Source organism: Natronococcus sp. JC468 (genome assembly GCF_012163165.1).
Taxonomy (GTDB): Archaea; Halobacteriota; Halobacteria; order Halobacteriales; family Natrialbaceae; genus Natronococcus; species Natronococcus jeotgali.
In genome coordinates, this window is the sequence record NZ_JAAVUO010000092.1 from 1 (window position 1) to 1,582 (window position 1,582).

2 protein-coding genes are annotated in these 1,582 nt (G+C 69.0%); both read left to right on the forward strand.

Going from position 1 to position 1,582, the window contains the following annotated elements; all coding sequences use genetic code 11:
- The coding region (locus GWG54_RS20470) for an electron transfer flavoprotein subunit beta/FixA family protein (RefSeq protein WP_167939472.1) at positions 1–603 on the forward strand (603 nt) is incomplete at its 5' end.
- 58 nt (positions 604–661) lie between these two features.
- A partial coding sequence (locus GWG54_RS20475; protein WP_167939473.1) for an electron transfer flavoprotein subunit alpha/FixB family protein occupies positions 662–1,582 on the forward strand: 921 nt, incomplete at its 3' end.

Consider the following 1,582-nt stretch of genomic DNA (forward strand, 5'->3'; position numbering starts at 1 on the left):
GAGGACTGCGAGCAGACGATCCGGCAGGCCCTCGCCAAGGGCGCCGACCGCGCGATCCGCGTCTGGGACGACGCCCTTGAGGACGTCGACCTGCTCGACGTCGGCGCGAAAACCGAGATCCTCCGGGCAGTCGTTGACCGCGAGGAGCCCGACCTCGTGCTGACGGGTGTCCAGTCGGGCGACGACAACTGGGGCGGTACCGGCGTCTCCCTGGCCGCCGACCTCGGAATCGAGTGGGGTGCCGTCGTCAACCACCTCGAGCACGACCTCGAGGACGGCGTCGCCTCGGTCCGGCGCGAACTCGAGGGCGGGGTCGAGGAGCTGACCGAGATCGAGCTCCCCGCGGCACTGACGATCCAGACGGGGATCAACGAGCCCCGCTACGCCAGCCTGCGGGGCATCCGCCAGGCCCAGCGCAAGGAACTCGACGTCCACGCGCTGGACGACCTCGGCGTCGACGAGGGCGCCGTCGAGGGCGCGGTGACCGTGACGGACATGTACGAGCCCGAAAGCGAGAGCGACGTCACCGTCTGGGAGGGCAGCGCCGAGGAGACCGCCGCGGAACTCGGTGAACTGCTCCGCGAGAAGGGGGTGGCGCCATGACCGCCGTCGCACGCACTGCGCGCGACGAGATCATCGCTCTCACTGGAGGTGAGAGCCGATGACGGATATCCTCGCGGTCGCGGACCACCGCCGCGGCGAACTGCGCGACGTCAGCTACGAGGTCGTCACCGCAGGCCGCCAGCTGGCCGACGAGACCGGCGGCGAGCTCCACGTCGCGGTCATCAGCGGTCCAGTCGAGGACTTCGCCACCAAGCTCGACAGGGAGGGCGTCGACGTCGTCCACACCGTCGAATACGGCGAGGAGTTCAACCACGACGTCTACGCGCAGGTCATCACCCAGCTCTACGACGACCTCGCCCCGCAGTACGTCGTCGCACCGAACAGCGTCAACGGGCTCGACTACGCCCCCGCGGTCGCGAACGCGCTTTCCCTGCCGATCGTCACCGACACGGTCGGTCTCGAGGCCGACGGCGACACCCTGACCGCGACCCGGGAGATGTTCGGCGGGAAGGTAGAGACAACCAATGAGCTGACGGGCAACGCAGTCGTCACCATCCGCGGGGCCGAGTGGCCCGGCGCCGACGGCACCGGCGACGCCGAGATCCGGGAGTTCCACGCCGAGATCGACGAGGACGCCGTTCGCTCGACGGTGACGGGCTTCGAGGAGGTCGGCGGCGGCGACGTCGACATCAGCGAGGCCGACGTGCTCGTCTCGGTCGGGCGCGGGATTGAGGAAGAGGAGAACCTCGAGATCATCGAGGAGCTGGCCGACGCGCTGGACGCGACGGTCTCGTCGTCGCGGCCGATCGTCGACAACGGCTGGCTGCCCAAGAACCGCCAGGTCGGCCAGTCGGGCAAGGTCGTCACGCCCGACGTCTACATCGCGATCGGCATTTCGGGCGCCGTCCAGCACGTCGCCGGCATGAAGGGCTCGGAGACGATCGTCGCGATCAACACCGATCCCAACGCCCCGATCATGGACATCGCCGACTACGCGATCCACGACGACCTCTTCGAG